Below are 1,284 nucleotides of genomic sequence, written 5' to 3'. Positions count from 1 at the left end.
CCCCGCCAGCCCGCCAGCCCGACGACCCGCCAGCCCGCCAGCCCGCCACCCCGCCAGCCCGACGACCCGCGAGCCCGACCGCACCGGTCGGGGAAGGATCCGGCGACATGCTTCTCAGCGACGAACAGGAAAGCCTGGCCGACGCCGCCCGCGACTGGCTCGCGGAACGCACCGATCTGGCCGCGGCCCGGGCCGACGGCGCGGCGCTCGCGGCGCTCTACTCGGCGCACGACTTACGCGCCGCCGCCGAACTCGGACTCACCTCGCTGCTGCGGCCCGCGGAGGGGGGGACCTTCGCCGACCTCGCGGTCGTCGTGGAGGAACTCGGCCGTGCCGGCTCGCCGCTGCCGCTCGGCCAGGCCGCCCTGGTCGCCCGGCTGCTCGACCAGATCGGTATCGGGGCGGCCGTGTCCGACGCGGTGGCCGAGGGCGCGGCGCTCGCGGTCCCGGCCGCGGCCGAGCCGGACGACGCCGCGATCAGCGGCGCGCCCGGACCCGACGGCACGCTCACCCTCGCCGGCCGGGCGGCTGTCGTCGTCGGCGGACTCGGCGCGGCGTGGCTCCTGGCCAGCGCCGCCATCGACGACGACCGCGCCCTTGCGCTCGTTCCCGCCGCGAGCGCCACCCGTACCGCCCGTACCACCCTCGACCTGAGTCGGGACATCGCCGCCGTCGACCTGCATGGCGTCACCGTCCCGGCGGGTGACTGGGCCCGGGTCGGCGCGGGCGTCGCCGAGACCCTGGACCAGGCCCTGGCGATCATCCACACCCTGGACGCGGTCGGCGCCGCCGGCCGCCTGCTGGACATGACCGTCGGGTACGTCAAGGAACGCGAGCAGTTCGGCCGGCCGGTCGGATCGTTCCAGGCGGTCAAGCACCACGCGGCGACCATGGCCGTCGACATCGAGGCGGCGCGGCTCTGCGGCCACGACGCCGCCCGCGCGCTCGACAGCGGCGATCTGGTCGCCGCCGGCACCGCCGTCGCGGTCGCCGGCTCCGTGGCCGGCGAGGGGACCAGCCGCGCGGCCAGCACGGCGCTGCAGCTCCACGGCGGCATGGGCTTCACCTGGGAGCACGACCTGCACCTGTTCCTGCGCCGGATCAAGGTCGACGAGCTGGTCCGCGGCACGCCCCGCCAGCACCGCGAGCGCCTGATCGCCACCGCCGGCTGACGGCCCGGGAGCGTCCCGCTAGCCCTGTCCTTCGCACGTTCGTGCGATGTGACAGTTCCGTGATCTTTTGGTTGTTCCGTGTCGGGTTTGCCGCGGGGTGGAGTGGTGGGCC

At 75.9% G+C, this 1,284-nt stretch carries 1 protein-coding gene; it reads left to right on the top strand.

Annotated elements, in window-relative coordinates; all coding sequences use genetic code 11:
- Positions 1-107: 107 nt before the first annotated feature.
- The gene (locus FF36_RS31250) at positions 108-1,172 is read left to right on the top strand and encodes an acyl-CoA dehydrogenase family protein (protein WP_044888814.1); all 1,065 of its coding nucleotides are present in this window, start codon (positions 108-110) and stop codon (positions 1,170-1,172) included.
- Positions 1,173-1,284: the final 112 nt, after the last annotated feature.

This window comes from Frankia torreyi, assembly GCF_000948395.1.
In the GTDB taxonomy this organism is placed as follows: domain Bacteria; phylum Actinomycetota; class Actinomycetes; order Frankiales; family Frankiaceae; genus Frankia; species Frankia torreyi.
Note: the sequence above shows the minus strand (reverse complement) of the source record. Positions and strands in the feature narration are given on the sequence as shown.

Coding starts and splice junctions, on each gene's coding strand:
- FF36_RS31250 (WP_044888814.1), top strand. CDS start 108: ATGCTTCTCAGCGACGAACAGGAAAGCCTGGCCGACGCCGCCCGCGAC.